General features: G+C 63.2%; 22 protein-coding genes and 1 pseudogene. 7 read left to right on the forward strand and 16 right to left on the reverse strand.

Translation table 11 applies throughout. The features are described 5' to 3' along the window. Window position 1 precedes the first annotated feature (1 nt). Window positions 2-922 carry an arginase gene (gene rocF / locus GM910_RS13700; RefSeq protein ID WP_159588117.1) on the reverse strand — a complete coding sequence of 307 codons (921 nt, stop codon included), beginning with the start codon at window positions 920-922 and terminating at the stop codon, window positions 2-4. A 132-nt stretch (window positions 923-1,054) separates the two neighbouring features. On the opposite strand from rocF, the pseudogene GM910_RS13705 reads away from it, so the two are divergent. Further along, window positions 1,055-1,467 (forward strand): annotated as a pseudogene (locus tag GM910_RS13705) (Lrp/AsnC family transcriptional regulator). Window positions 1,468-1,492: 25 nt separating this feature from the next. Beyond that, window positions 1,493-3,241 carry a M14 family metallopeptidase gene (locus GM910_RS13710; RefSeq protein WP_159588153.1) on the forward strand — a complete coding sequence of 583 codons (1,749 nt, stop codon included), beginning with the start codon at window positions 1,493-1,495 and terminating at the stop codon, window positions 3,239-3,241. A 21-nt stretch (window positions 3,242-3,262) separates the two neighbouring features. On the opposite strand, the gene xylB is transcribed toward GM910_RS13710, so the two are convergent. The 6 genes from xylB to GM910_RS13740 form a co-directional block, all read right to left on the reverse strand. Beyond that, window positions 3,263-4,747, reverse strand: a complete 1,485-nt coding sequence (gene xylB / locus GM910_RS13715) for a xylulokinase (protein ID WP_159588118.1) — start codon at window positions 4,745-4,747, stop codon at window positions 3,263-3,265. A 7-nt stretch (window positions 4,748-4,754) separates the two neighbouring features. After that, window positions 4,755-5,744 carry a sugar-binding transcriptional regulator gene (locus tag GM910_RS13720; RefSeq protein ID WP_159588119.1) on the reverse strand — a complete coding sequence of 330 codons (990 nt, stop codon included), beginning with the start codon at window positions 5,742-5,744 and terminating at the stop codon, window positions 4,755-4,757. Beyond that, window positions 5,741-6,538 carry an HAD-IIB family hydrolase gene (locus GM910_RS13725; protein ID WP_159588155.1) on the reverse strand — a complete coding sequence of 266 codons (798 nt, stop codon included), beginning with the start codon at window positions 6,536-6,538 and terminating at the stop codon, window positions 5,741-5,743. The genes GM910_RS13720 and GM910_RS13725 overlap by 4 nt, the downstream gene beginning before the upstream one ends. Further along, entirely contained in the window at window positions 6,538-7,368 is an 831-nt protein-coding gene (locus GM910_RS13730) for a carbohydrate ABC transporter permease (RefSeq protein WP_159588120.1), read from the reverse strand. The genes GM910_RS13725 and GM910_RS13730 overlap by 1 nt, the downstream gene beginning before the upstream one ends. Window positions 7,369-7,371: 3 nt before the next feature. After that, complete coding sequence (locus tag GM910_RS13735) at window positions 7,372-8,298, reverse strand: carbohydrate ABC transporter permease (protein WP_246226115.1); 927 nt, start codon at window positions 8,296-8,298, stop codon at window positions 7,372-7,374. 245 nt (window positions 8,299-8,543) lie between these two features. Continuing rightward, entirely contained in the window at window positions 8,544-9,887 is a 1,344-nt protein-coding gene (locus GM910_RS13740) for an ABC transporter substrate-binding protein (RefSeq protein ID WP_159588121.1), read from the reverse strand. A 139-nt stretch (window positions 9,888-10,026) separates the two neighbouring features. On the opposite strand from GM910_RS13740, the gene GM910_RS13745 reads away from it, so the two are divergent. The 4 genes from GM910_RS13745 to GM910_RS13760 are packed head-to-tail and all read left to right on the forward strand — an operon-like array spanning window position 10,027 to window position 14,004. Then, complete coding sequence (locus GM910_RS13745) at window positions 10,027-11,175, forward strand: ABC transporter ATP-binding protein (protein ID WP_201285498.1); 1,149 nt, start codon at window positions 10,027-10,029, stop codon at window positions 11,173-11,175. A gap of 1 nt (window position 11,176) precedes the next feature. Beyond that, window positions 11,177-12,592, forward strand: coding sequence for a sn-glycerol-1-phosphate dehydrogenase (locus tag GM910_RS13750; protein ID WP_159588123.1), 1,416 nt, complete (start codon window positions 11,177-11,179; stop codon window positions 12,590-12,592). Between the two features lie 25 nt (window positions 12,593-12,617). After that, entirely contained in the window at window positions 12,618-13,181 is a 564-nt protein-coding gene (gene hxlB, locus GM910_RS13755; protein ID WP_246226116.1) for a 6-phospho-3-hexuloisomerase, read from the forward strand. A 52-nt stretch (window positions 13,182-13,233) separates the two neighbouring features. Then, complete coding sequence (locus tag GM910_RS13760; protein WP_159588124.1) at window positions 13,234-14,004, forward strand: SDR family NAD(P)-dependent oxidoreductase; 771 nt, start codon at window positions 13,234-13,236, stop codon at window positions 14,002-14,004. Window positions 14,005-14,096: 92 nt separating this feature from the next. Here the strand turns inward: GM910_RS13760 and GM910_RS13765 are convergent, their stop codons facing one another. Continuing rightward, window positions 14,097-15,014 carry a polysaccharide pyruvyl transferase family protein gene (locus tag GM910_RS13765; RefSeq protein WP_159588125.1) on the reverse strand — a complete coding sequence of 306 codons (918 nt, stop codon included), beginning with the start codon at window positions 15,012-15,014 and terminating at the stop codon, window positions 14,097-14,099. A gap of 268 nt (window positions 15,015-15,282) precedes the next feature. On the opposite strand from GM910_RS13765, the gene GM910_RS13770 reads away from it, so the two are divergent. Beyond that, the gene (locus tag GM910_RS13770) at window positions 15,283-16,104 is read left to right on the forward strand and encodes a metallophosphoesterase (RefSeq protein ID WP_159588126.1); all 822 of its coding nucleotides are present in this window, start codon (window positions 15,283-15,285) and stop codon (window positions 16,102-16,104) included. On the opposite strand, the gene GM910_RS13775 is transcribed toward GM910_RS13770, so the two are convergent. The 8 genes from GM910_RS13775 to GM910_RS13810 form a co-directional block, all read right to left on the reverse strand. Then, window positions 16,083-18,362 carry a Wzz/FepE/Etk N-terminal domain-containing protein gene (locus GM910_RS13775; RefSeq protein ID WP_343032989.1) on the reverse strand — a complete coding sequence of 760 codons (2,280 nt, stop codon included), beginning with the start codon at window positions 18,360-18,362 and terminating at the stop codon, window positions 16,083-16,085. The genes GM910_RS13770 and GM910_RS13775 overlap by 22 nt on opposite strands. Window positions 18,363-18,437: 75 nt before the next feature. Further along, window positions 18,438-19,334, reverse strand: coding sequence for a UTP--glucose-1-phosphate uridylyltransferase (locus tag GM910_RS13780; RefSeq protein WP_159588128.1), 897 nt, complete (start codon window positions 19,332-19,334; stop codon window positions 18,438-18,440). A gap of 16 nt (window positions 19,335-19,350) precedes the next feature. Continuing rightward, complete coding sequence (locus tag GM910_RS13785; RefSeq protein ID WP_159588129.1) at window positions 19,351-20,322, reverse strand: glycosyltransferase family 2 protein; 972 nt, start codon at window positions 20,320-20,322, stop codon at window positions 19,351-19,353. Then, complete coding sequence (locus GM910_RS13790; RefSeq protein ID WP_159588161.1) at window positions 20,312-21,256, reverse strand: glycosyltransferase family 2 protein; 945 nt, start codon at window positions 21,254-21,256, stop codon at window positions 20,312-20,314. Before GM910_RS13790 ends, GM910_RS13785 begins: the two co-directional genes overlap by 11 nt. A 14-nt stretch (window positions 21,257-21,270) precedes the next feature. Continuing rightward, window positions 21,271-22,239, reverse strand: a complete 969-nt coding sequence (locus tag GM910_RS13795; protein WP_281354898.1) for a glycosyltransferase family 2 protein — start codon at window positions 22,237-22,239, stop codon at window positions 21,271-21,273. 56 nt (window positions 22,240-22,295) lie between these two features. Continuing rightward, entirely contained in the window at window positions 22,296-23,465 is a 1,170-nt protein-coding gene (locus GM910_RS13800; RefSeq protein ID WP_159588131.1) for a glycosyltransferase, read from the reverse strand. Between the two features lie 124 nt (window positions 23,466-23,589). Beyond that, complete coding sequence (exoK, locus tag GM910_RS13805; protein WP_159588132.1) at window positions 23,590-24,375, reverse strand: endo-1,3-1,4-beta-glycanase ExoK; 786 nt, start codon at window positions 24,373-24,375, stop codon at window positions 23,590-23,592. Window positions 24,376-24,505: 130 nt separating this feature from the next. Next, on the reverse strand, window positions 24,506-24,919 hold the full coding sequence (locus tag GM910_RS13810; RefSeq protein WP_159588133.1) for a hypothetical protein: 414 nt from the start codon (window positions 24,917-24,919) through the stop codon (window positions 24,506-24,508). Window positions 24,920-24,951 lie beyond the last annotated feature (32 nt).

A 24,951-nucleotide genomic window follows, 5' to 3' on the forward strand; every position in this document is an offset into this window, starting at 1 on the left:
ATCAGTGGCTCCTTGTGGGGCGATCCATGATGCGGCGACCCATCAGGCTTGCCGTGAGGTCGACGAGAAGGGTGGCGGTGCGCCCTCTTTCGTCGAGGAATGGGTTTAATTCGACGAGGTCGAGACTGGTGACGAGGCCGCTGTCGTGCAGCATCTCCATCGCCAGATGCGCCTCGCGGAAGGTGGCGCCGCCGGGGACCGTGGTGCCGACTGCCGGCGCGATCGAGGGGTCGAGGAAGTCGACGTCGAGGCTGACGTGCAGCAGGCCGTTCGCCGCCGACGCCCGCTCCAGGAAAGCGCGCAGCAAAGGCGCCACGCCGTGCTCGTCGATGGTGCGCATGTCGTGCACGGTGACACCGGCGGCGGCAAGCGCCTGGCGCTCGGCAGGGTCGACGCTGCGCAGGCCGAAAGTGCAGACATGGCGTGGATCGACGGGTGCAGGCAGTTCCGGGAAATAGCCCTCGAACCCCCTTCGGCCGCAGACATAGGCGAGCGACACGCCGTGCAGATTGCCGCTTGCCGTCGTCTCGAGCGTGTGGAAGTCGGGATGGGCGTCGAGCCACAGGACGAAGAGCGGCCGCCCGATCTCGGCCGCGCGCCGCGCGAGACCGGAGACGGATCCCGCGGAAATGCTGTGGTCGCCGCCCAGAAAGATGGGCGTCCCCTCGCCGCTCGCCGCGTAGGTCGCCTCGGCGATGGCGGTTGTCCAGGCGGCGATCTCCGGTAGCGCACGGAGCGCGGTGTTGCCGTGGGTAAGCGGTCGCCGCGGCGCCGGCGAGACGGTGCCGAGATCGCTCACTTCGTGTCCGAGATCGGTCAGCGCGGCGACGAGGCCCGCCGTGCGAAGCGCGCTTGGCCCCATCTCGCAGCCCATGCGGCCAGCCCCGTCTTGAACGGGTATGCCAAGGATCTTGCAGTGCATCGCCCAACTCCGCCAATGTCGCGAACGCCCGCTATTCGACCTCGATTCTACGACAGATTGAACAAGCCAATTTGACAGATATATCGAAACTATTTATCGATTTGGCCATAATTGCTACCATATCGGTCAATTATGGATCAGCTTGACGAACGTCTCATTACGCTTCTTCGCCACGACGCGCGGCGCGGCATCTCCGACCTGGCGCTCGATCTCGGCGTATCGCGCGCCTCGAGCAGTCAGGCGCCATCCTTGGCTACACCGTCGTGCTGCGTGCCGACGCGGTCGATTCGCCCGTGCGCGGCATCATGATGGTGGAGATCGAGGGACGCATGGCAGATCGGGTCGTCCACGCGCTCAGTGGACTTGCGGAGGTCTCGGCGATCCACACGACCAACGGGCGCTGGGACATCATCGTCGAACTCGGCACGGCGGCGCTTACCGATTTGGACGCCGTTCTGCGGCGCATCCGCCTCATTCCGGGTATCATGGCCAGCGAGACCAGCCTGCTCCTGGCCACACCCCACAGCACGAAGGCGCGGCTCTGATATTGGCGTTGCGAGCGATCGACCCCTGCCGATGATCCTGGACGAAACAATTCCGCGAACGCTGGAGACCCTCGTCTCCGAACTGACGCTGCCTGCCTATCGCGGGACACGGGTCGAAGCATGGTTGTTCGAGGATGAAGCCGCACGGCGCACGGCCGAAAGCCGTCTCGCGGCCGCCGATGTGGAAGCCCGTTTGCGCAGCGCCTACAAACCGCTTCTGCATTTCTTTCTGGAGGAGGTCGACCTTGCCACCTTGGCGAGCGTCACGATCCGCTATCCCCTTCATCCGAACGCACCGCGCCAGCGCTTTCTACTGGAAGCCTATCCCCTCGCCGCCCTCCTCAAGGAGGCGAAGACCATCTTCGAAGCCGGCGACCAGAAGGGGCCCGAATATTTCCTCACGCTGGTCCGGAAAGATGGAACGGTGGAGGAGCATCGCGTCTTCGCGCCGAACCGGCTTCATGCCGATCCGCTCGGACAAGCCCTGCTTTCCCCGACGGGTTGGCTCAAGATCGCGGGGCGAGCGGGCGGCGGCGGCGCGGACTGCCGTCTTGCAACCGATTACGAAAGCGCACTTGAGCGTGTGACCGCCGCCGTCAGCACCCATTCCTGGCCGGCGGACGAACCCTATTTCGAGGAGCTTCGCATCAGGATCGACCTGCCTGGGCAGGACCGGCCGCTTGGCTGCGGCGACGAGGCGGTGAGCCTTCATGAGGCGCTGCACGAGGATGTGTATTTTTCGCTCCTGGAGATTTTTCAGCATCGCGCCGGGCGCACGACCGGGGACAGGACGTTTCAGCCCGGACAGATCGTTCCCGATGTGCGCGGAGACGGTGACACGCTGCGGGTACGGGTAAGCGTCGAACCCTTAACGACCGAGGAGGCGGTCGTTCCCCCTCAGCCGCTCGCCACCGCATCCACTCCGCTTGGCACCGCGCAGATCCAGCGTGAGCTTACCGTGGTTGGCGGCACCAGCTTCGAGGCGCGCTCCCGTGGCGGACGGGCGGTTCAGGGGACTTATTGTCAGGGAACGGAAGCGGCCGTGCTGATCAGCGCCGGTCAACATGGCAACGAGACATCGGGTGTGGTGGGTGCGCTACGGGCAGCCGAAGCGCTTGCCGCGCGCCCCAGGGCCCATTTCGCCGTCATCCCACTCGAGAATCCAGACGGCTATGCCCTCCATCAGCGCCTGAGCGCGCATCAGCCGCGTCACATGCTCCACGCGGCCCGCTACACGGCCTTTGGAGACGATCTCGAATATCGGGTGAACGAGCCGTTGTACGAACTCGGCGCCCGAAGCGAAGCCTTGAGGCTGACGGGTGCGAAGCTCCACGTCAACCTGCACGGCTATCCGTCGCATGAATGGACCCGTCCGCTTTCAGGCTACATCCCGCGGAACTTCGAGATGTGGACGATTCCCAGGGGCTTCTTTCTCATCATGCGCCATCACGCGGCTTGGCGCGAACCTGCTTTAAGGCTCGTCGACGCCGTGACCGCGAGACTTGCGGCTCTTCCGGGGCTTATCGAACATAACCGGCAACAACTCTCCTTGTTCGAAACCCACACCGGCGGGACTGCGTTCACCATGGTCAACGACTTTCCCTGCTTGGTCGGCGAAGAGGATCGTCATGCCGTGCCGATGACGCTGATAACGGAGTTTCCCGACGAAACGATCTATGGAGAGGCGTTTGTCTTCGCCCATACGGCGCAGATGGAAGCTGTCCTCGCCGCTTATGGGGCCTACAATGGGCTTCGAGGCTCCGCCGCGGGTTGAGGCCGGTCTTGCATCGAGCGCTCAGGTGGCACGATCAAGTGCAATATCTCTGACTTTTTCATATTTTGCACGACGCTCGCTCAACAGGGCAGCGAGATCGGGTTCCGGCTCGATCATGCGATCGAGCTCCGGTTCGGCCGCCAGGAGGTCGAGCGGATCATCCAGCTGGTATGTGGCGGCCATCGCCAGCTTTGCGGCTCCCATTGCCGCCGCATGCGCGCGGCCCTTGGAGAGGATGATCGGTATACCGTACAAAGCGGCGATCATGCGTGGCCAGATACGCGATTGCGCCCCGCCGCCGACCACCTGCAACTGCGAGCAGGATATGCCGTGGTCGCGCTGAGTCTGAACCACTTCCGCGAAATGGAAGGCAACGCCCTCGAAGACCGCCCATGCCAGCATCTCCCGCGTTGTCGAGAGTGACAGCATATCCGCCAGTCCGCGCAGGCGCGCATTCTTGTGCGGTGTGCGCACGCCGTCGAGGTAAGGCAGGATCACCGGCGCGCCGGCGATCTGCCGGGCGCCATTCGGTGATGCAAGAAGCGCCTCGGCTTCAGCATCCAGCTCCGCTTCGTTCGTCCCCATCATCGCCGCCATCCAGTTGACGGCGCTCGTCGCGCTCATGACGACGCCTTGCGAGGAAAACTGGCCGGGGGCGGCGTGCGGCGGGGTTTGCACGCCTTTCCCGGGGATTGGCCGGAACGTCGGCGTCGAAACACACAGAACGCCCGAAGTGCCGATCGTCAGAACCCCGCGTCCGGGACGGGCCGCCCCAACGCCGATCTTGCAGGCCAGATTGTCGCCGGCACTCCCGGCAACGACGACGGGTCCGCGGATGCCCCACCGCTCACGCAGGTCGCACCGCAGTTCGCCCGCCGGCTCCCAGGCGTTGATGAGCCCCGGTAATTTTTCCATCGCCAAGCCGGCGGCCTCGGCGAGATCGCGCGCAAAGGCCATCCGGCGGTTGTCGAACAGAAGCGTGCCGCTGGCGTCGCTGGGTTCGCTGGCGCGCTCTCCCGTCAGTTTCAGCCGCACATAGTCTTTCGGCAAAAGCAGGCAGTCGGTTCTTTCGATCGTCTCCGGCTCGTGTTGTGCCAGCCACATCAGCTTTGGCGCGCCGAAGCCGGGATCGGGATCGATACATGAGCGCAGCCCCATGTCGGGCACGGCCGCCTGCAAGCGGCGGGCCTCCTCCACCGCTCGTCCATCGTTCCAGAGGATGGCGCGCCGGATCGGCCGATCGTCCTTATCGATGAGGACCGTGCCCAGCATCTGGCCCGAGAGGCCGATGCCGCGCAGCGCCAACATTTCGACGGGCCGCGCCGCGGCCAATTCGTCGAACGCCGCGCAAAAAGCTTCCCACCACTCGTCGGGATGCTGTTCGGACCAGCCATCGTTGAGGCGCGTGACGGACAGGTTTCTCGCCGCCGTCTGCAGCACCTCGTGCTCGTCGCTGACCAGGATCGCCTTGACGCCCGAAGTTCCGATGTCGATGCCCGCAAACATGGCTTGACTAGCCTTCTGTAGGCTCAAGGCCCGCCAACACGCCTTCCGCGGTCGCCTCATCGGTGACGAGGCCCTCGAAGGCACCCGTGAGCAGAGCGGCGCGGATGATCGGGATCTTGCCGGGTCCGCCGGCGGCAAGGATCGCATTGCCGAGGCGCCCGACATCGGCGAGCCCGATGCCGATGATGCGGTCGTTGATCGGGTGATCGACCAGCTCGCCCCGCGCATTGAGGAACTGCCCCTGAATGTCTCCGACGGCACCCGCCTCGATCAATTCCTCTATGCTGACATCGGAGGGAAGCGCATAGCGGATCAGCAGCGAATCCCGCGACATGTCGCCCGTGCCGAGGGCGCAGGCATCCACCGAGCGGATGCGCTCGAACACATCGTCGAAAAACTCGGTGTCGATGATCGCGTCGCGCGCCGCCTTCGACGGCGCATAGATCGGTGCGGTGAAGTAAGTGCGCTGCGCGTCGAACTGCGAGGCGAACGCCTTGACGATGTCGAAGGAGTTGACGTCGGAGCCTTGCGACAGGCCGCCGAGCAGCGAAACGAATTCAAGATCGGGCCGCGCGGTCGGGCGCAGGAAGCGCGATGCGTTGTAGATGGTCATGCCCCACGACAGGCCGAAACGCTTCACTCTGGTGTCGGCCAGGAGCGGAGACAGCTCCATGGCAAGTGCGGCGCCGACCGTCGTCTGCACCTTGGTCTTGTCCTTCGGGCTCGGCACAATCCGTACACGCTCCAGGCCGAAGCGCTCGCGCATCTGCGCCTCCAGCTCGACCGCGCGCAGGAAGGGCGACTCGATCGATATGCGCACGACCCCTTCCCTGCGCGCATCGCGCAGCGCCTGGTTGATGCGCAGCCTGTTGGTTGCCAGCCTGTCGGCCACCGCCTGCTGATTGATGCCCTCAACGTAATAATGCCAGGCGACGCGGGCCAGGAAATGCGCTTCCTCGTCGGGCGGGATGGCTTCCTCGACCATCAGATCTTTCATTCCCTGACCTCCAGCAGTGCCGCGGCAACCTCACGAAACCCAGTAGCGTTCTTGCTGGCGGTAATCCAGCGAGGAGGGGTTTCCAGCCGGAAGTCGCGCACGTTGGCAACGCCGATGCTGTTGCGGAAGAAGGCGAACATCGGCTGGTCATTGGGGCTGTCGCCGACGAAGACCACGCGTGCGTTCGTGTCTGGATCGTCGATAGAGACGCCGAAGTTCTCCTTGAGGCAGATGCGCGCCATGGAGAGCTTGTCATAGGCGCCGAACCAGCCGTTCACATGGATCGAAGACACCTTGGCGGTGGCGCCGGCCTCTTCGAAAAGCGCGACGATGCGTTCCACCGCCTTGTCATCGAGCGGGGCGACGTCCTCGCGAAAGTCGATGGCGAGGTCGGCAACCCGATAATCCTGATCCGACGCGATCCCGGTTCCCTCCACTTCGGAAAGGATACGGTGCCGCAGCGCCTTCAGACGCTCCCTGTCCGCCTGCCGCTCCGCATCCGTCTTGGCAAAGCCGCTGCGCATCGTCCGGCTCTCACGGTCATAGGAGAACCAGAATGCGCCATTCTCTCCCACCACGGCATCAACGGGCCACATACGCGCGATGTGGTCGCACCAGCCGGCGGGCCGGCCTGTAACGGGGATAATCCTGAGCCCCGCCCCCGACAGCGCTTCCAGGGCTGCAAGGCTGCTGCTCGGCAGAAGACCGTCCGTGGTCATCGTGTCGTCGATGTCGGTCAAGACAAAGCGCGCCGCGGCGCGTTCGGCGGCCGGAAATTCGCGCAACGGCCGCATCATTTCACGGCGCCCATCGTCAGCCCGCGCACAAGCTGTTTCGAGGCGATCAGCGCGAAGATGATGACCGGCACGACGATCAGCGTCGACGTGGCCATGATCTTGCCGTAGGGCAGCGAGTAGCCCTCCATGAAGGAGACGGCGACGGCGGGTGCCGTCTTGGCGACGTTGCGCGTCAGCACCAGCGCGTACATCAGCTCGTTCCACGAGAAAATGAAGGAGAAGATCGCCGACACGGCAATGCCCGGCGCGGCCAGCGGCAGGCACAGCGAGAAGAAGATGCGCCACTGCGAGGCGCCCTCCAGGATCGCCGCCTCGTCGATCTCGCGCGGGATGGAACGGAACTGATCGGTGCAGATCCATATGACGATCGGCAGGTTGAACGTCAGATAGATGAGGATCAGCACGATGTGCGTATCGAGCATGTCGAAGCTGCGCACGATCAGGAAAAAGGGCAGCGCCAGCACGATGGGGCTGACCATGCGGTTGGTGATGAACCAGAACCACAACTCCCTCTTGCCGCGAAACTCGAACCGCGCCAGCGCGTAGGCCGCAGGCGTGCCCAACAGGATCGCCAGGAAGGTGGTGCTGACGGCGACGACGAGCGAGTTGACGAGGCTCCTGGCGACCGCGTTCTCGAAAAGAACCTCGTAGTAGTTCGAGAAAGTCACGTCGAAGATCCATGCGGGCGGCGTCTGCAGCGCGACGATCTGCGTTTTCAGGCTCGTCAGCACCATCCAGTAGAACGGAAACAGGCAGAACAGGATGATTGCCGCCAGAAGGACCACCTGGGTGGCAAGGGATGGCGTGCTGGTCGTGTGTTCGCGCATCTCTCAGACCTCCCGGTAGAAGAAGTGGATATAAAGCCGGCTGAGAACGATCGTAATGACGAGCAGGATCATCGCCTGGGCGGAGGCCAACCCCTGATCGAAAGCACGGAAGCCGATGCGCTGAATAAGCAGGCTGATAAGTTCGGTGGAAGAGCCCGGCCCGCCGCGCGTCATGGTGAACACCATGTCGAACTGCTTGAGCGTGTCGGCGGTGCGCAGGATGAGAACCGCGGTGAGGCCGGGAACGAGAAACGGCAGTTGCACGTACCGCAGCACCGTCCACCAGCTTTTCGTTTCCAGCCGCGCAGCCTCCTCGATCTCTCCGGGCACGGTCGTCAACCCGGCCAGGAACACCAGCGCGCAAAACGGCGTCCATTGCCAGACGTCCCAGAAGACGATAGCCGCGAAAGCATTCGTCGGATCACCGATCCAGTTGACTGGCGTGATACCGATGAAGCCCAGAAGCTGGTTCACGACGCCGTATTTCAGATTGAACATGATCTGGCCGAGAAGGCCGACGACGGCGTATGTTGTCGCCATGGGGATGACCAGCGAGAGCCGCGCGATCGTCTTGAGAAACGTCAGCCCCGGGCGGTGCAGGATGAGGGCGATGCCAAGCCCCGCCGCGATCTGCACGGGCAGCGCGATGATGAGCAGCGTGAAGGTGCGCCCCATCGCATCCCAGAACACCGAATCGGTGAGCACGGTCGCATAATTTTCCAGACCGACGAAAGGCGTGCGCTGCAGCCGCGTCAGATTGTAGTCCCGCATCGAGGTCCAGATCGCGAAGGCGAGCGGAGCTATGCCGATAGCGGCCAGCGTCACCACGGCGGGGCTAAGGAAGCCGAGAAACGTGCCGCGAGGCACGGTGCCGGCGTTCATGCTCTCTTTTGGCACCGGTCGTTCAAGATCCTGTGTTTTCTGCAGCATCGATATCCTGACCTCCCGCGCAGCGCCGGGCATGGGCCCGCCTGCAGACCCCGCATCCCCGTTCGTCACCGGGTGTTGATCCCGTTCTTCCCCCAAGCCCGGCAATACCGTGCATATTACCGGAAGATGCGGTGCGTTCCGGCCGGCGATGCCGGCTTCCGGGAATGCTCAGCCGGCAAGGAGGAGAACCGGCTGAGCACCACGTCGCGGCACGGCGATCGCCGTGCTGGAGAGCCGTCGTGAGCCTACTGTACCAACGGCTTTTCACCGTCATAGTAGCCCGCTTCTTCCAGAACCGCTTCCATCCGGTCGCCGATTTGCTTGGCACCTTCTTCCGTGGAGACCTCGCCGAGCATCATCTTCGTACCCCACTCCTGCACGATCTCCGTGATCTCCGGCCATTCGGCAAAGCGCGGACGGAACTCCGGCACACCTTCCTGCCAGCTCTCCACCAGTGCCGGCACGAAGTCGTATTTCTCCGCAACGCCTTCCATCTTGTAGACGGACTGACGCGCCGGCACGCCGCCGAGCTCCAGATACTCCGCCGCATTCTCCTTCGAGGTGACCCACTGGATGAACAGCCAGGCGGCCGCCTGTTCGTTCTCATCGGCCTGCGAGGCGACGGCGAGCGAGAAACCGCCTAGCGCCGGCTTGCGACCGGCCGGACCTTCCGGCTCGGGCGCGACCGCGAGGCAATCGCCGATGGTCGAGGTCTCGGGGTCCTTCAGCGTCGAATAGAAGGACGACCACTCGGTGATCATCGCCACATCGCCCTGCGCCAGGGCGTTGACGGCCTCGGCGTGGTCATAAGCGACGATGTCTTCCGGCATGTACTGCATCAGGTCCTGCCGGAATTTGAGACCGGCCTGGCTTTCCTCCGACAGCAGGTTGGATCTGAATTCATCGTCAAGGAAGGAGCCGCCGAAGGGCCACAGCACCCGCGCGAAACTATCCGCCGACTGGGTCTCGTTGCGTTTCGACTGCAGCGCGAAGGCGTATTTGCCGTCCTTGGTCAACGCCGGGCCGTATTCGTCCTTCAGTTCGCCCCAGGTCTCCGGCGGACCATCGAAACCGGCCTCCTCCAGCATGCACTGGTTATAGAACAGAAGACCGGAATAGTTGTCGAAAGGCAGGCCGTAGAGCGTGCCGCCCCATGATCCGAAGGCATCTAGAACCAGCGGGAAGAAGTCTTCCAGATCGAGATCGGGGTCGGCGAGCGCCGGATCGTTGATGAACTTCTCGGCCGGCACGATCCACTCGTTCTCGGCGAAATTGCCGATCCACACGAGATCGACCAGCGCAATGTCGAAATCGCCGTTGGCGACGAAATCGCGCACCTGTTCGCCAAGCGCGTTCTCATAAGGCATGTCGGTAACGTTGACCTTGATGCCGGTCTTTTCCTCGAACTCCGGCAACATCTTCTTCGCTGCCTCATAACCGGGCCTAAGCAGGAAGACGACATCCACCGTCGTGCCCGCATAAGGCTGCGCGGCTTCCTCCAAGGACCAGGCGAAGGCGGTAACGGGCGAAAGCGCAAGCGCCAGGGCGGCACCCCCCGTCAGCCTCTTGATCGTTGACTTCATACTCATCTGTTTCCTCCCAGAAGCGTCATACCAATCGATCTTTACATTTACATTTTTTCATTTACATTTGTAAAAGTCAATCGCGGAAACGTCGTCGCGCCACTACGGCCGGGAGAAGCCGCAGTGGGCTGTTTCAGGCGCTCAAATGAGGGAGGAGGAGCGGGTGGCGTCCGTAAAGATGCGAAACATCAACAAGTACTACGGCGACTTCCATGCGCTGATCGGCATCGACCTGGACATTGCCGACGGCGAGTTCGTTGTCTTCGTCGGCCCTTCCGGCTGCGGAAAATCGACGCTCCTGAGAACGCTTGCTGGTTTGGAAGGCAGCTATACGGGCGCGATGGAAATCGGGGGGCAGGATATCAGCAAGGCCGCACCCTCGGACCGCGGTGTCGCGATGGTCTTTCAGTCCTACGCGCTCTATCCGCATATGAACGTGCATGACAACATGGACTTCGGCATGAAGGTCAACAACGTGCCCAGGGACGAGCGGGAAGAGCGCATCGCCAATGCCGCGCGCATCCTGCAACTCGAACCTTATCTCGATCGCAAGCCTGCGCATCTTTCCGGCGGCCAGCGCCAGCGTGTGGCCATCGGCCGAGCCATCGTGCGCCAGCCGAAGGTGTTCCTGTTCGACGAGCCCCTGTCCAATCTCGATGCCAAGCTGCGTGTGCAGATGCGCATCGAGTTGGAGAGCCTGCACAAGCAACTCGGCGCGACCATGATTTACGTCACGCACGACCAGGTGGAAGCCATGACCATGGCCGACAAGATCGTCGTCCTGAATGGCGGCCGCATCGAGCAGATCGGAACACCGATGCAGCTCTATCACACACCGGCAACACGCTTCGTCGCTGATTTCATCGGCTCGCCCTCCATGAACTTCCTGCCCGTTTTGCTGTGCGGTTCGGAAAACAGTGCTCCGGTCGGACGGTACGGCGAAACCGAGATCAGGCTTCCCGAGGGCGTGCGAGGCAAGGCTTCAGGAAATGTCACGCTCGGCGTCAGGCCGGAGCACCTGGATATTGCGCCTGCCGATGATGGACCGGGCCTTCGCACGAATGGCCGGGCACGGGTTTCGGCCGGTGCGTTGGGCGGCACGGTCGCCGTCAAGGAAACGCTTGGCGGCGAAACGATCCTCTATGTGGATACGCGCGAGGGCGATCGCGTGACCGTGAAGGTGGACGGTGATACGGCAATCGACCGAGGGGCCCCGGTGACCGTGTCCATCCCCTTTGAACGCATCCATCTGTTCGACGCCGATGGCACCACGCTGACCAACCGTGAAGGGTAAAATGAACGGACAGAGTTCCCAGCGGATTGAGCGAAAGGCGCGCGCGGAAGATGTGCGCGACCGGCGTTACGCGATCCCTGCGGTCGAACAATCGAAGGCGATAGAAACCGTAGTGGTGGGCCACAGGTGCCTGCAGGAGGTCGGGGCGGTATTTCGCCGGCATTTCGGCGCAGCGCCGGCGTTGATCGTTGCCGATGAGAACACCTATAGGGTCGCCGGTGAGGCCGTGCGCGCCACCCTTGCCGAAGCGAGCATCAACGCCGAAGCGGAGATATTGCCCGCCAGGCCACGTCTGGCACCCGATCGCCTGACTGCCGAGCGCATTGCGGCACGGATTGGAGAAATGGGCGCGGCGAACGACGGCGTTCAACCGGTCCCCCTGGCGGTCGGTTCGGGCGTTATCAACGATCTGACGCGCTACGCAGCTTTCTCCGCCGGGACCCGTTTCATGAGCGTCCCGACGGCGGCATCGATGGATGGCTACACGAGCGCCGGCGCTCCCCTGTCGGACGAGGGCTTCAAGATCACGATCCAGTGCGCCCCGCCCCGTGTCATCCTGGCGGACCTCGATGTCGTCGCCGGCGCACCGGCCAGGATGAGCGGCTGGGGCTACGGCGATCTTGCCGGCAAAGTGCCGGCAGGGGGGGACTGGCTCGTCGCCGACGCACTGGGCGTGGAAGCCCTCGATGACACGGCCTGGCCGATGGTGCAGAACGAGCTGCGCGGCTGGCTCTCGGACCCGGAGGGCGTGCGTCGTGGCGATGGCGCGGCCATCGCCGACCTGTTCATCGGGCTAGCGGTCTCGGGCGTGGCCATGGAGGTCTACGGCTCTTCGCGCCCCGCATCCGGTGCGGAGCACCAGATCGCCCATATATGGGAGATGGAGGATCTTTCTCACGAGGGGGAGAAGGTCTCCCATGGCGCCTGTGTCGCAATCGGCAGCCTGTCGATGCTGAGCCTATACGATTGGCTGCTTGACCAAGACGTTTCAGCCATAGACCCCGAGGTGGCGGCCTCTCGCGCTGCGGACTGGTCCGCCGTTGAAACGGCCATCGACGCAGCCTTCCCCAACGCCAACATCGCCCGGCGTGCCAAGGAGGAAATGCGCCAGAAATGGGTCGAGCGCGAAACCCTGGCTGGCCGCCTGGCAAGGCTGAGGGACGGCTGGCCGGCGTTGCGCGATGTACTGGCCTCCCATCTCATGCGCGAAATCGAGATGCGCGACCTTCTGGCGGCCGCCGGCGCACCGGTCACTACGCGTGAAATCGGACTTTCGCCGGAGCGGCATCGGGCGACCATACGCAATGCCCGCTGGATCCGCAGGCGCTACACCCTGCTCGACCTGCTCGCCGATGCCGGGCTTCTTGAACGCGCTGTCGAAGCCTGTTTTCCTGATGGGGCTCCGCTCTATTCCTGACTTCCGCGATTGAGGGAGGCGCATTTTGATCGATATCGCCGAGGCAGGGGCGAAAGCCACAAGTGAAATCGCGCGGTCGCTGGCGCAAATCGACGAAGACGCGGCGGCACGAGCTGTCGCCATGTGCGCCGATGCGCGGCGCATCGCACTCTACGGCGTCGGGCGCGAGGGGCTGATGATGAAGGGCTTTGCCATGCGGCTTTTCCATCTGGGCCTGGACGCGCATGTGGTGGGAGACATGACCACACCGCCGCTGGGCAGCGGCGATCTCCTAATCGTCAGCGCCGGACCCGGCTATTTCGCGACGGTCTCGGCGCTCGTGGCGACGGCGCGAGCAGCCGGCGCGAAGACCCTGTGCATCACCGCGCAGGCTGACGGTGAGAGCGCCCGCGCCTGCGATGCGGTTCTGGTCCTGCCGGCGCAGACGATGGCCGACGACACGGGCCGTGAGGCGGCCTCGGCCCTGCCCATGGGCAGCCTCTTCGAAGGCGTCGAGTATGTTGCCTTCGAACTTCTCGTCCTGGCGCTCAGGGAGCGGCTGGGCGAGAGTGCCGAAACGATGCGGGCGCGACACACGAACCTTGAATGACACACCGCCCGCCTATCCTGGTTTCGCGCCGGGCGAGGAGGTTCCTGCGCAGATGAACGAGTGGCGCAAACGTTTTTCCATCACCGGCAAGCATGCTCTCGTGACGGGCGCGAGCAAGGGTATCGGCGCGGAGATCGCGCGGGTCTTTCTCGATGCCGGCGCCGACATCGCCGCGGTCGGGCGCGACCGTGCCGGACTGGCCACGCTTAAGGAAGACGCCGCCTCTGCAGGCCGCGACCTCATCTGCATCGAAGCCGATCTTGCAGGCGCCGAGGGACCCGTTTCGGCGGCGCAAGAGGCACTGGCTCACTTCGGCACGATCGACATTCTCGTCAACTGTGCCGGCGTCGCGCATGTGGCTCCGATCTTCGATCTGTCCGTCGAGGATTGGAACACGACGATGAATGTGAACCTGCGCGCGCCTTTCCTGATCGCACGCACTGTCGCGCCTGCCATGATTGCCCAGCGCCAGGGTAAGATCGTCAACATCTCCTCGCAGACCGGCGTCGTGGCGCTGGAGGACCATGCTGCCTACGCCAGCTCAAAGGCGGCGCTCAACGCGCTGACAAAGTCCATGACCGCCGAATGGGCGCGCCACAACATCCAGATCAACGCCATATGCCCGACCGTGGTCATGACGCCCATGGGACGGCGCGTGTGGAGCCCGCCGGAAAAGAGCGGTCCCATGCTCGCCAGGACGCCGGCCGGAAGGTTCGGCGAGCCGGTCGAAATCGCCGACTGTGCCCTCTACCTGTCCTCCCCCGCTTCCGACCTGATCAACGGTGCGCTGATCATGATCGAGGGAGGCTACACCTCTCTTTGAGCAGCGCGCCGCGCCGGGTACCGTTCGGTTGCGAGACAATGCGCAGTTCGTGTGGCGGCGGAATGACGACCGGACCTTGATAAGGTCAACCTTCATCGTGAAACCGTCTGTGCAGCTTTTCGGGCCTTGAGATGCCGTAGCCTGATCGCCTCCACGGCGGCGACCGCGCGTTCGGTGGCGCGGGCGATGGTCGTATCGGCGCTCAATTGCGGTTCCTGTTCCGCAAGCCGCTGCAGACCACGAGCGGCGGCATGCTTCAGCGCCAGATTGAAGGGGCGCGCCACTGCTGAGCGGTCTAAGCTGCGGCTCCTGCGGCCGGTTCCCTGGCCACCCGAGAGTGCCGACCAGGCCTCGCGCGTCGTGGAGGGAAAGAGCTTGTGCGCTCTGAGCGGGACGTCCAGCGACTCGGCCCAGTCGGTCCACTTGAAGCGATGCACCTTTGCGATGGGTGTGACGGCCACCCACGGAGTTCGCATGGCGTCGGCCACAATCGCGCCGTGCATGGATTCGGTGATGACCAGGCGCGCGCCCTGTATCTCGCTGAGCACAGTCTCCACATCGCTCGACGGATCGACGAAGCGGATTCCAGCAAGTGCGCAGGTTTCCTTCCAATTGCCCCGGTCGAGACTCTGGAAATGCGGAATGAAAATTACAGGCGTTTCCGGCGCCGGCGGCGGAAGCTCCACCGCGCGCAAAAGCACCGCGCCATCGGTGATGACCCGGTCGCGCGGTATCTTCAGGATATCCGCCGAGCGCGGACCGCGCACGAAGGCGAACTCCCAAAAGCCGTCATGCACGTCGGGCGGGTCGGTATAACCGCCGTAGCCAGAGCCGACGACGATCTTGTGGGCCTGTCGCGGATAGTCGTCGTAGATGATCGAGCCAATGCCGACGAAAAGCTCGCGCTCATCGTCGTCGAAGAACCCCTCCTCCAGGAGCCGTGGCCAGATATAAGCGTTGAGATCGTCGCCGAAATTGGGGATCTTGCATTGGAAGTAGGTGAGCTTCATCCACGTCTCCTGTGAGATGTCGCGGCCGACAGCACACGCGCGGGCGTTTTCGGTGCCGTCGTCACACCCATGAAGACACCCCGGAAGGCGACGACAAGGCGCCCACCTTGTGCCGGTAGCGCGGAAGCTCGCCTTTCCGTTCGATACAGCGTCGCTCAGGCACTGATGCATGAAACCTCCGACCAGTCGCCCATCCGGCGCGCTTGGGATAAGAAGAAACCGGGTTCCGCGAAAAGGCGCATGCCACAACAGGCCCATGAGGATGCCGATGAATAAACTTGCCGGCCTTTTGAAGTTGAGCAGCCGTACGGCGCCGGAGCGACGTCCAAGGCTGCGGCTGAACGAGCCGGACACCGCGATTTATGCCATCGGCGACGTACATGGCTGCCTGGAGCAGCTTTTGGATTTGGAGCAAAAGATCGTTGCGGATGCGCAAGCGCTGCCGGGCAAAAAGCTGATCGTCATGCTGGGCGACTATGTCGACCGGGGGCCAGCCTCCTCGCAAGTACTCAACCATCTGGAGGCGCGGCCGCCGGCCGGATTCGAGCGCATCTGTCTTACGGGCAACCATGAACTGCTCATGCTCGCCTACCTCGAAGGGCGCTGCGCGCTTTCGCAGTGGTTGGAACTTGGAGCCGGCACCACGCTCCTGTCTTACGGCATCGATCATGGCCGTCTGTCGCACGTCTACCGCCAGCCAAGCGAGATCGATACGGTCATCCGCAAGGCAATACCGCGCTCGCATACCGCCTTCCTCCGGTCCCTGCCGGTATTGGTCGAGACGCCGAGGGTTGTTTTCGTGCATGCCGGCTTTCGTCCCGAGGTTCCGCTCGACCGTCAATCGGACGACCAGCTTGTTTCCGTTCGCTCGGCCTTCTACGAACGCGCGCATCTGCTCGAGCGAATTGTGGTACATGGGCACACCCCGGTCTCGAAGCCGCGCCTCGAAGGCAAGCGGTGCAATATCGATACCGGCGCCTGTCTCGGAGGGCCGCTTACGGCCTTGCGCATCTGGCGGGGCAAGGGACGCTTCCTGCAAAGCCGCGCGTCCGCATCCAGGACGTCTCCTCATTCGAAGCGATCCCCGTAGTAGGCGGTGTAGCGGCCCATGTAGCCTTCCGCCCCGCCCGGCGCGGCATAGCGCGAGAGTTTCTTCATATCGGCCTTGTTGAGGATGACGCCGATCGTCTTCGAAGCGATCCGGCGCTCCGACAAGAGCGTGGAGCGCAGCAGGGCGCGCGGCGTGGCACCCCATTCGGCCACGACGATGAAGCCGTCGGCCATCGGCTCGAATGCCTTGGCGTCGATCACCGGCCCCAGCGGCGGCAGGTCGATCACGATGTAGGTGAACATGCGACGCGCCTCCTCGATGAGCCGCTGCATGCCGGGGCCCGAAAGAAGCTCGCTGGTATGCGCGAAGTGCTTGCCGTTGGCGGGTAGAATGGCGAGGTGCATGCTGCGGTCTATACGCACGTAGCTCGGCCAGTGCTTCTCGCCCATCACGGCTTCGGCAAGCCCCCCGCCGGGTGTTCCCGACAGGCTTCGGCTCAGGCCGCGGTGGCGCAGGTCTCCATCGATCAGCAATGTCTTCGCCCCGCTAGCGGCCGCGAGACAGGCGAAGTTTGCCGCGGCCGTCGTCTTGCCCTCGTCGGGAAGAACCGAAACAAAGCCGATCACCTTGCTGCTTGTACCCTGCAGCACAAGATCGGCGGAAAGCCGCGCGTTGCGCATGGTCTCGGCGAAGGATGATCCCGGCGCGTCCTTGGTGACACGCAGAATGCCGGGCGAAACCGTGATCGCCTTGTCGCCCTCCGGTTTGCTCCGGGAGTTTTTTCCTCTCCGTGCGGCCCCTTGGAGAAGCGGCAGATATCCGAGGAACTTGAGGCCCAGTGCGTCCTTGACGTCCTCGCCGGTACGGAAGAAGCGCTCCCGAAACTCCTGCAGCACCGCCACACCGCCGCCGGCGAAAAGTCCTAGGACGAGCGACATGGCGAGCACCATGGTCTTGCTGGGGCTCGAAGACCCGACCGGGTTTTCGGCTTCCGAGATCACGCGCGCCTTTGCGATCGGCAGCGAACGCTGTTGCGAGGCTTCCTCGTAGCGCGCCAGGTAGGTCTGATAGAGATTGGAGAGGGTGGTCGATCTCTGCTCGAGTTCACGCAACCTGACCATGGCCCTGCCCGTTTGTGAACTTTCATCGGCCATGGTTCCGACATTGCCGCCCAACGATTCCTCGCGGGCAAGAGCCACGTTATATTCGTTGCGATAGGACTCGGTGAGCTGTTGGAGTTCGCTGAATATCTGCCGCTCAAGCTCGGCTTGTTCGCGGTGCAGGTTGATGAGCTGCGGATGCTCCTCGCCAAAGCGATCTTCGATGTCCTCCGCGCGGCTGCTAATCGTCAGATAGCGGGATTTCAACTCATTGATGAGGGCGCTGTTGGGCTGGTCCGGGGGGATGGTGGCGTTGCGCACGGCATTCTCGGGACCGCTTTCGATGATGGACTTGTATTGCTCGTAGCGCGCGCGCGCATTTGCCGTCTCGGCTCGCGCCAGGATCAGCTGGTTGTTCAGGTCTGATAATTGCTGTTCGGAGAGCAGTTCGCCGCTGGCTGCCGTCAGCCCGTTTTCGGCCCGGAACTTCTCGACCTCGAGCGCGGCGGCCTGCGAGCTTTGCTGCAATTCGTCGAGCCGGCTCTGCAGCCACACCATGGCACGCTGAGTGGCATCGAAATTGGCTTCGAGCTGGTCGGAAAGATAGGCGTTGGCATACGCACGCGCGATAGATCCGGCCAGTTTCGGGTCGTAGGCGGTTAAAGACACTTCGAGAGCGAAACTGCGCCCGACCCGCTCGGCCGACATATATCGCTGAAGGAGGGCAGCGGCCTTGCCGATGGCCGCCTCCTCTGCCGTCGCGCCCGTCTGTGCGGGCTTTGGCGGCGCCAATATGCTCAGCGCCGCCTTGACCCTTGACTTCAACCACGCCACGGGAGCCTGCGGCGGATTGAGGAACACCTCGTTCTCGTGCAGGCCCTCGGCGAGGACGACGGTGCGGGCGAGCCGTGCGGACCTGAGAATTTCCACTTCGCTCAGGATCATGGAATCGGTCCGCATGCTGTTGGCTACGGGCTGCTCCTCTTGCGTGAATTTCGCCAGCTCCTCGTCGATCAGGATGCGGGTGACGGCGGTATAGACGGGCGGCGTAATGAGCAGATAAGCAATACCGAGCGCCAGGCCCAGCGCGGTGATGAGCGCGATCAGCCAGGCGCGCCGCCGCAGGGCGGCAAACAGAACCTCCAGATCGATGAAATTCTCTTTCTGTTCATCGCTCTGGAAGAGACTGCTGTTCAATTGCTGACTTCTTTGATGCATCAATCACCCGCATTGCCCTGCTTCGGCAATTCGCCGCCCGTCAGTTCGCGATGTTCATGCCGCGTCGCTGCGGAGTTCCTGCGCCGACACCATCTCCGTGATCGGCTCGAGCACGAGATCGCGGATGTCCGAGCGGGCGAATGCGAAAGCCACATTCGCTTGAATGAAGCCATCCTTCGATCCGCAATCGAACATCCGGCCCTTGAACGGTGCTGCGTAGAATTTCTGCGCTACCATCAGGCGATGCATCGCATCCGTCAGCTGGATTTCGTTGCCCGCGCCCCGCTGCTGATTGCCCAGGAGCGAGAAGATGTCCGGCTGAAGAATGTAACGGCCGTTGATGTAGCTGTTCGAAGGCGCCACCGACGGGTCCGGCTTTTCCACCATTTCGGTGACCTCGAATCCTGTTCCGACGGGCTTTCCCTTGCCGACGATGCCGTATTTGTGGGTCAGGGCAGGGTCGCACTCCTCGACGGAGATCACATTGCCGCCGGTCTCGGCGTAAAGCTCCATCGCGCCGGCGAGGCATCCCCGCACGCCATAGGAGACCATGTCGGGCAAAAGGACGGCGAAGGGCTCGTCACCGACCAGGTCGCGTGCACACCAGATGGCGTGCCCCAATCCGTCCGGCGATTGCTGCCGCGTGAAGCTCACCGCGCCGGCGGGAAGCTGCAGTTCATCCAGCTCGGCAAGCTGCTTCGATTTGCCGGCTCTCTTCAGCGTCTCGCTGAGTTCAGGCTGAACATCGAAATAGTCTTCGATCGCGGTCTTGTTGCGTCCGGTCACGAAGACGATGTGCTCGATGCCGGCCTCCAGTGCCTCGTCGACCGCATATTGGACGACAGGCCGGTCGACGACCGTGAGCATTTCCTTTGGTACGGATTTGGTCGCCGGCAGGAACCTCGTGCCAAGTCCCGCCACGGGGATCACTGCTTTCCTTACCTTCCGCATTGGCCTTTTTCTCCGTTCAAGATTGGACTTCCCCGTGCCCTTGCGAATTTCCCCAGCTCAGTTGCGCTGCCATGCGGCGCAGCCTGACGCCGATGGGCATGCGCAAATAGCGCAGCGCCGCGGGATCGCGAACCGCGATCCGGGCCGCCTTCAGCAGCGCCTTTTCCTTCAGGTGATGAACGACTGACAGAAAGGACGCCGCCTGACGAAGGCTCCGACTGCGTTCCCGCAGCGCCTGCCGTGCCGCCGAATCCAGATCGTACGCCTGCTCAAAGCCGGCATCGGCAGCCAGCATCGCCTCCACATGCCGCATTTCGAGAACGCGGGAGATCGACCCACCGCACACGTTATAGACGTAGCCCGCCTGCGGCTCGACTGCGCAGCGCGCACCCTTGGCAAGGGCCGCCGCCAGGAAGAGATAGTCTTCGCCGATGCGCAGGTTCTCGTCATAGCGAAGACCGTGCGCTTCAAGGAACGAGCGTTGGAAGACCGGCTTCATGTAGCCGAAATTGTACTTCGCTTTGAAAATGCGGTTCGAGCGGATGAAGTCGGCGAGGGTGAGTTGCCCGAGCTTTGCGAGATCCGGCGGGGAAAACATCATCTCGTGGCGCGCTTGGTCCCGCTCCGCTACGAAAAGATTGTCGACAACCGCCTGCGCGTCGTCCCGCTTCGCCCGCTCGACCATCCGGACAAGCCTGTCCGGCTGCATTGTGTCATCGGAGTCCAGCACCGCAATCCAATTTCCCTGCGCCTGATCCAGGCCGACATTGCGCGCGCCGCCCGGGCCGCGATTCTTGGCAAGATCGATGAGCTTTACCGACGCGTCGAGAAACGAATGGGCGATTTCCGCCGTCCGGTCATCGGAAGCATCGTTGACGACGAGAATCTCGACGGCGATCTCGCGCTGGCCCAACGCGCTGCGGATCGCACCGGCAAGCGTCGCCTCGGCATTGAAGGCAGCGATGATGATGCTGACGTCAGGCTGCATTGCCATGCTCCGCTGCCGGAGAAACGCTGCCATATTGGCGGATCTCACGCAGGCCGAGCAGGCCGGCCACTACCCCGACATGCATGGTGCCGCGCAGGATGGATGGATTCCGCCGAGCCGGGAACGGGCAGAGGACGGAAGCGACAGCGAAACAATATCCGGCCTTCAGGCTTGCAAGCCCGACTTGAGCGAGCCGCGGCACCACCACCAATCTGCCGGCCAGGAGCCGCCCGTGTGTTTGGCCCGTACGAAAGCGGCGCTTGGCCAGCCATGAAAAGCGCGCACGGCTTTCCGGCACGATCTCCTCAACCCAGGCCTCGGGCGCATAGGCGATCTTGCCGCCAGCCTCGTGAAGCCGCGTGAAGAAATCGGTATCCTCGCCGCCAGAGCGTCCGAACGCCAGGACGAAGCGCCGCCCTTTCACGAACGGCGAAGAACCCGTCAAAAGGACGTTGCATGTATAGCCCGTACGGATTTCCCCCCTTACCCAGACGGGAAATGTCGAATGGCTGCCCGCCCGCCGCATCCATCCCGGCGCACCGGGACCGTAGATCGCCCTGACCGGGCCGAGCACTGCGTCGGCGCCTGTCGCCAGAGCCCTATCCAGAAGATGTCTCAACCAGGGACGCGTGACGGTTTCATCGTCATCGATGAAAGCCAGGAAATCCCCCCTACCCGCATCGAGGCAGGCATTGCGGGCGATGGAGATATTCTGGGCGGGCGCATGGATATAGAGGAGTTCGTGTGGAAAACCTTCGGCCATGGCGTCGACGCGGTCCCGCGCGCTCGGCGTCACGTCATTGTCCGCCACGATCACCCGCAGCCTGGCGCCATGCGGCACGTCGAGCCTCGCGACGGAGGCCAGCGTGTCTGCGAGCGCATGCCTGCGGAACGTGCAGATGCAGATGTCTATCAGCAGCGGCGACGGTGCCATGGCGGATGCGGTGCTCATGTCGTCCGCTTCCCTCGTTTGCGGGAATTGAACATCTGCAGCCAGAAGCCGACAGACCATGCGAAATGCATGATCATCACGGCGATGCTGGCAAGCAGTGCGCGCGGATCGCGCTGTCCGATGCCCAGCGCCACGCCGTATGCGAGACAGATGATAACCCATAGCGAGAGCGGCACGGCCGCCCACCAGCGAAACAGCGCGAGTAATGCGCCCGCGGCAAGCGGCAGGACCATCGCCGGCAGGAGCTGCCGCAGCTTCGGCATCGCACTGTGCTTGAGGATGTTGAGGGCACGGCCCTGCCCATAGTTCAGATATTGGAGGAAAAGGCCGGCAACCGTGTCGCGCGGATAGTAGGTCATCCTGGTCTTATCGGTCAGCCAGATGCGGTACCCGGACGCGCGCAAACGGTGATCCAACTCCGCGTCCTCGTTATAGCCGAAAGTCTCGTCATAACCGCCGACGGCGCGGAAGGGCTCGATACGCATGAGAGCGTGGTGGCCATGGTCCACCCACTGCCCCTTCGCGCCTTGGCGGTGTTTCGATCCACCATTTCCAAGCCTAGAGTTCTGCGCGATGGCCGCCGCCCGCTGGAATAGGCTGCGGCCCTCGGTGAGCATCGCGACGACGACGGAATCCGCGCCCGTCGTCTCGGCCTCGGCGATCAGGCGATCACAGAAATCGTCCGGGTAGTCCGCATGGGCATCGATGCGGATCAGGCAATCGACGTCGTCGCCGACCTGCTGAACGGCAAGATTGATCGCCGCACCCTGCCGCTTCCGTTCGTTATGAAGAACGATGACGCGCGGATTTGCCTCGGCGATGCGGGCAAGGATTTCGAGGGTGCTGTCAGTGCTGCCGCCATCGGCGACGACGATCCGCATTCCCTGCCGGGCAGCCGCTGCCTCCAGTCCGTGAAGCAGGCGCTCGATATGCGCCTCCTCATTGAGACACGGTATCACCACCATGGCACGCAGCCGGCTAACGGGCCCGGCTTTGCTTGCAATTACGGGTGCTTCACAATTCATGCTGCCGCCTCCAATAACGTATCCGCGGCCCCCGCCCGCTTAAGTCCCTCAAGCCGCGCTACCAGAGCACGGCAATCCTCAAGGCCGCAGACCCAGGTTTCACTAGGTTTTGCCGTCACGCGTGCGCGATGTTCGGCGAAGGACGTTGCGTCCATCGAGCCGAGCAAAGCTGCGAGCGCATCGGCGGAAGGTTCTGAAAGCAAGAGGCCAATTCCGTGTCGTTCGAGAAACCGGCCGGTCTCGGTGCCCTCTATGGCGATCGGCACCGCGCCATGGCGGCACCCCTCATAGAGCCGGTTTGGCAACAGCCATTTCGAGTTCAGCCCATCCTCGAAGAAATCGATGGCCCAGGCGAAGTGCATTGCGCTGTAAATCGCAGCGAGATCATCCGGGTTACGGTACGGCCCTTCGAAACGCAGGTACGGCTCGGCGGCGACTGTCGCTTCGAAGTCGTCGAACTCCGAATAGGCGGGCCGGCCGCGCAACACGATCTCGAACCGCCCCTGCATACACCGCGTGAAGGCTGACAGAAGTTCGAGCGAGCGCCGGCATCGCAGCGCGCCGAACCAGCCGATCTTCCACGGCTTGCTCGGCGCCGCATCCGGTACCGAAGAAAACCGTGCGTCGCTGACCTCCAGAACCTTGTTTTCGAGGAGGAGAACCGGAGCATCGACCTGCCCGTATGGCCCGAAATACTCGCGCAAAAAGGCCGGCGAACTGGTGATGAGGAGCGCGGCGGCACGACCGAGCCGGCGCTCGGCCATGCGCATGGCAAGGCCGGCCGCGTCCTGCCTGAGCAACAACCGGTGAATGTCGAGACACTCGTAGACGATCGGGATATCGCCGCCGAATTGCGCGCGCAGCCGTCTGGCGAGAACCAGCATCTCCAGATTGCGCGCGACAATCACATCGGGCTTGCGGGTGTGCTTGAACTTCGAGCCGAGCGCCAGATTTGCGCGGGCAATCGCGGCCAGCCGTTGGGCGAACCTGCCATCATGCGTCATACCGAGGTCGATCGGCCTGGCGCCTCCGACTTCGGCGACGGGCTCGCGGTTTCGGCGGAAGCCGGCGGGCACCACGTCGGCGCCACCCGCCTGCAACATGGCCACGCGCCGCGCGGTCGCAGGGTCCGACAAGTCGTGCACGAGATAGAGGACGTGCAACATGGGCAAAATCACCGCGATCCGCCCCCCACTCAATTGTTATCGAAGATAATAGTGCAGCGCAACATCATATATCGCACTGCAGCAAACCATCCCGCCGCTGCGGTGGCTGCACCCGTCCGAGACATCAATCCAGCGCACATGCGACCGACTCCGGGAACTGACAGTCATCGCCCACTGCCGTGAAGGCGACACGCTCGACATACGCAGACAAGGTGCCTTCCGGCGGTTCGAACGTGCCCAGCCAGGACGCCATATTGTCGCTTGCCCAAAGGCTCAGATAGATCTTGGACGCGTGCGTCGGGACGAGGGCGGGATCGTTCACGTCGTGCACAAGCTCGCCGTTGATGAACCAGCGGATGCGGCCCTCCTCCCAGACGATTGCGTAGTCGTTGAAACCCTCGTTTGCGCCACCGGGGACCGGCACGAGCTTCTCATTTCCGCCCTTGCCTGAAATGTATTGGTTGAGCTGCACCTTCGAGGGATCCTTGCCCAGGAACTCGAAGTCGATCTCGTCCCAAGGTTGCTCGTGTGCCGGGCCGATATAGGTGAAGAAGGCGGTGTTCGTGCCGGAGCCGGCCGCCGCCTTGATACGGGCTTCGTAGGTGCCGTAGCTGAAGCGCTTGTTGGTCTGTATCTCGCCGCAGGCGTAGGCGCGGTCGCCGGTCTCGCGCTTGGTAAAGTCGAGCCTCAGCGTGCCGCCGGAGACCGCAACATGGTCCTTCGACCAAGTGCAGTTCTGGTGCTCACCGTTGGCCCAGCCGTCCGACACGTACCAGCGGGTGCGATCCATGCCGTCGAAATCCTCGACGAAGGAGGCCCCGCCTTCCTGCGCCTGCAATGGTCCGACGGTCCCGAAAGCGCAGAGAAACGCGAGCGGCAGGCGAGCTTGGCGAATAGGCGACTTATTCATTCTTTCACATTCTCCCGTCGATGCAGCGCATGCTTCCAGTTGCGGTTGCGCTTGTCTTCGGTCCGGCCGCAGGGTGGTTGGTATTTCGATCACAATGAGGCGAGAACTCCCCTATGGGGCCACGTGCCGATCAATCATGTGCAGGCTGAGCAACATTTCCTGATGAGGTGGAATCAGTGCCTCCTTGCCGTTTTTCCGGATCGGCGCTCGCAAGCGCGTCATGAAATGCCTTCGCGTCCATCTCGGCGCTTTCCATGAACGCAATCTGCTTTTCGAGCGCGGCAACGCGTGCGTGGTAGCGCTGCATCGCCACCGTCAGATCGTCAGCTTTCGAAGAGAGCCCCTCGCTGCCGCCGTTCTCGAAGGCTTCGAGCGCGAAAGCAGCCGAGGTTTGCGCCTTTTCGTAGCGGGCCTCGAGCCCGCTGCGCTCAGCATCGATTTCCGCGCGCAACTGGCGAAGGAATTGAACCAGCCTGTCTATGCGGCCAAGGTCGGTGTCGCGGTCGCGCTGCGGATTTCGGGTCCGGAAGCTGAGTAGTGCCATGGAGTTTCCTTCAAGGTGGAGGCAGTGGACCG

This window comes from Chelativorans xinjiangensis (genome assembly GCF_009812055.1).
Lineage (GTDB): Bacteria > Pseudomonadota > Alphaproteobacteria > Rhizobiales > Rhizobiaceae > Chelativorans > Chelativorans xinjiangense.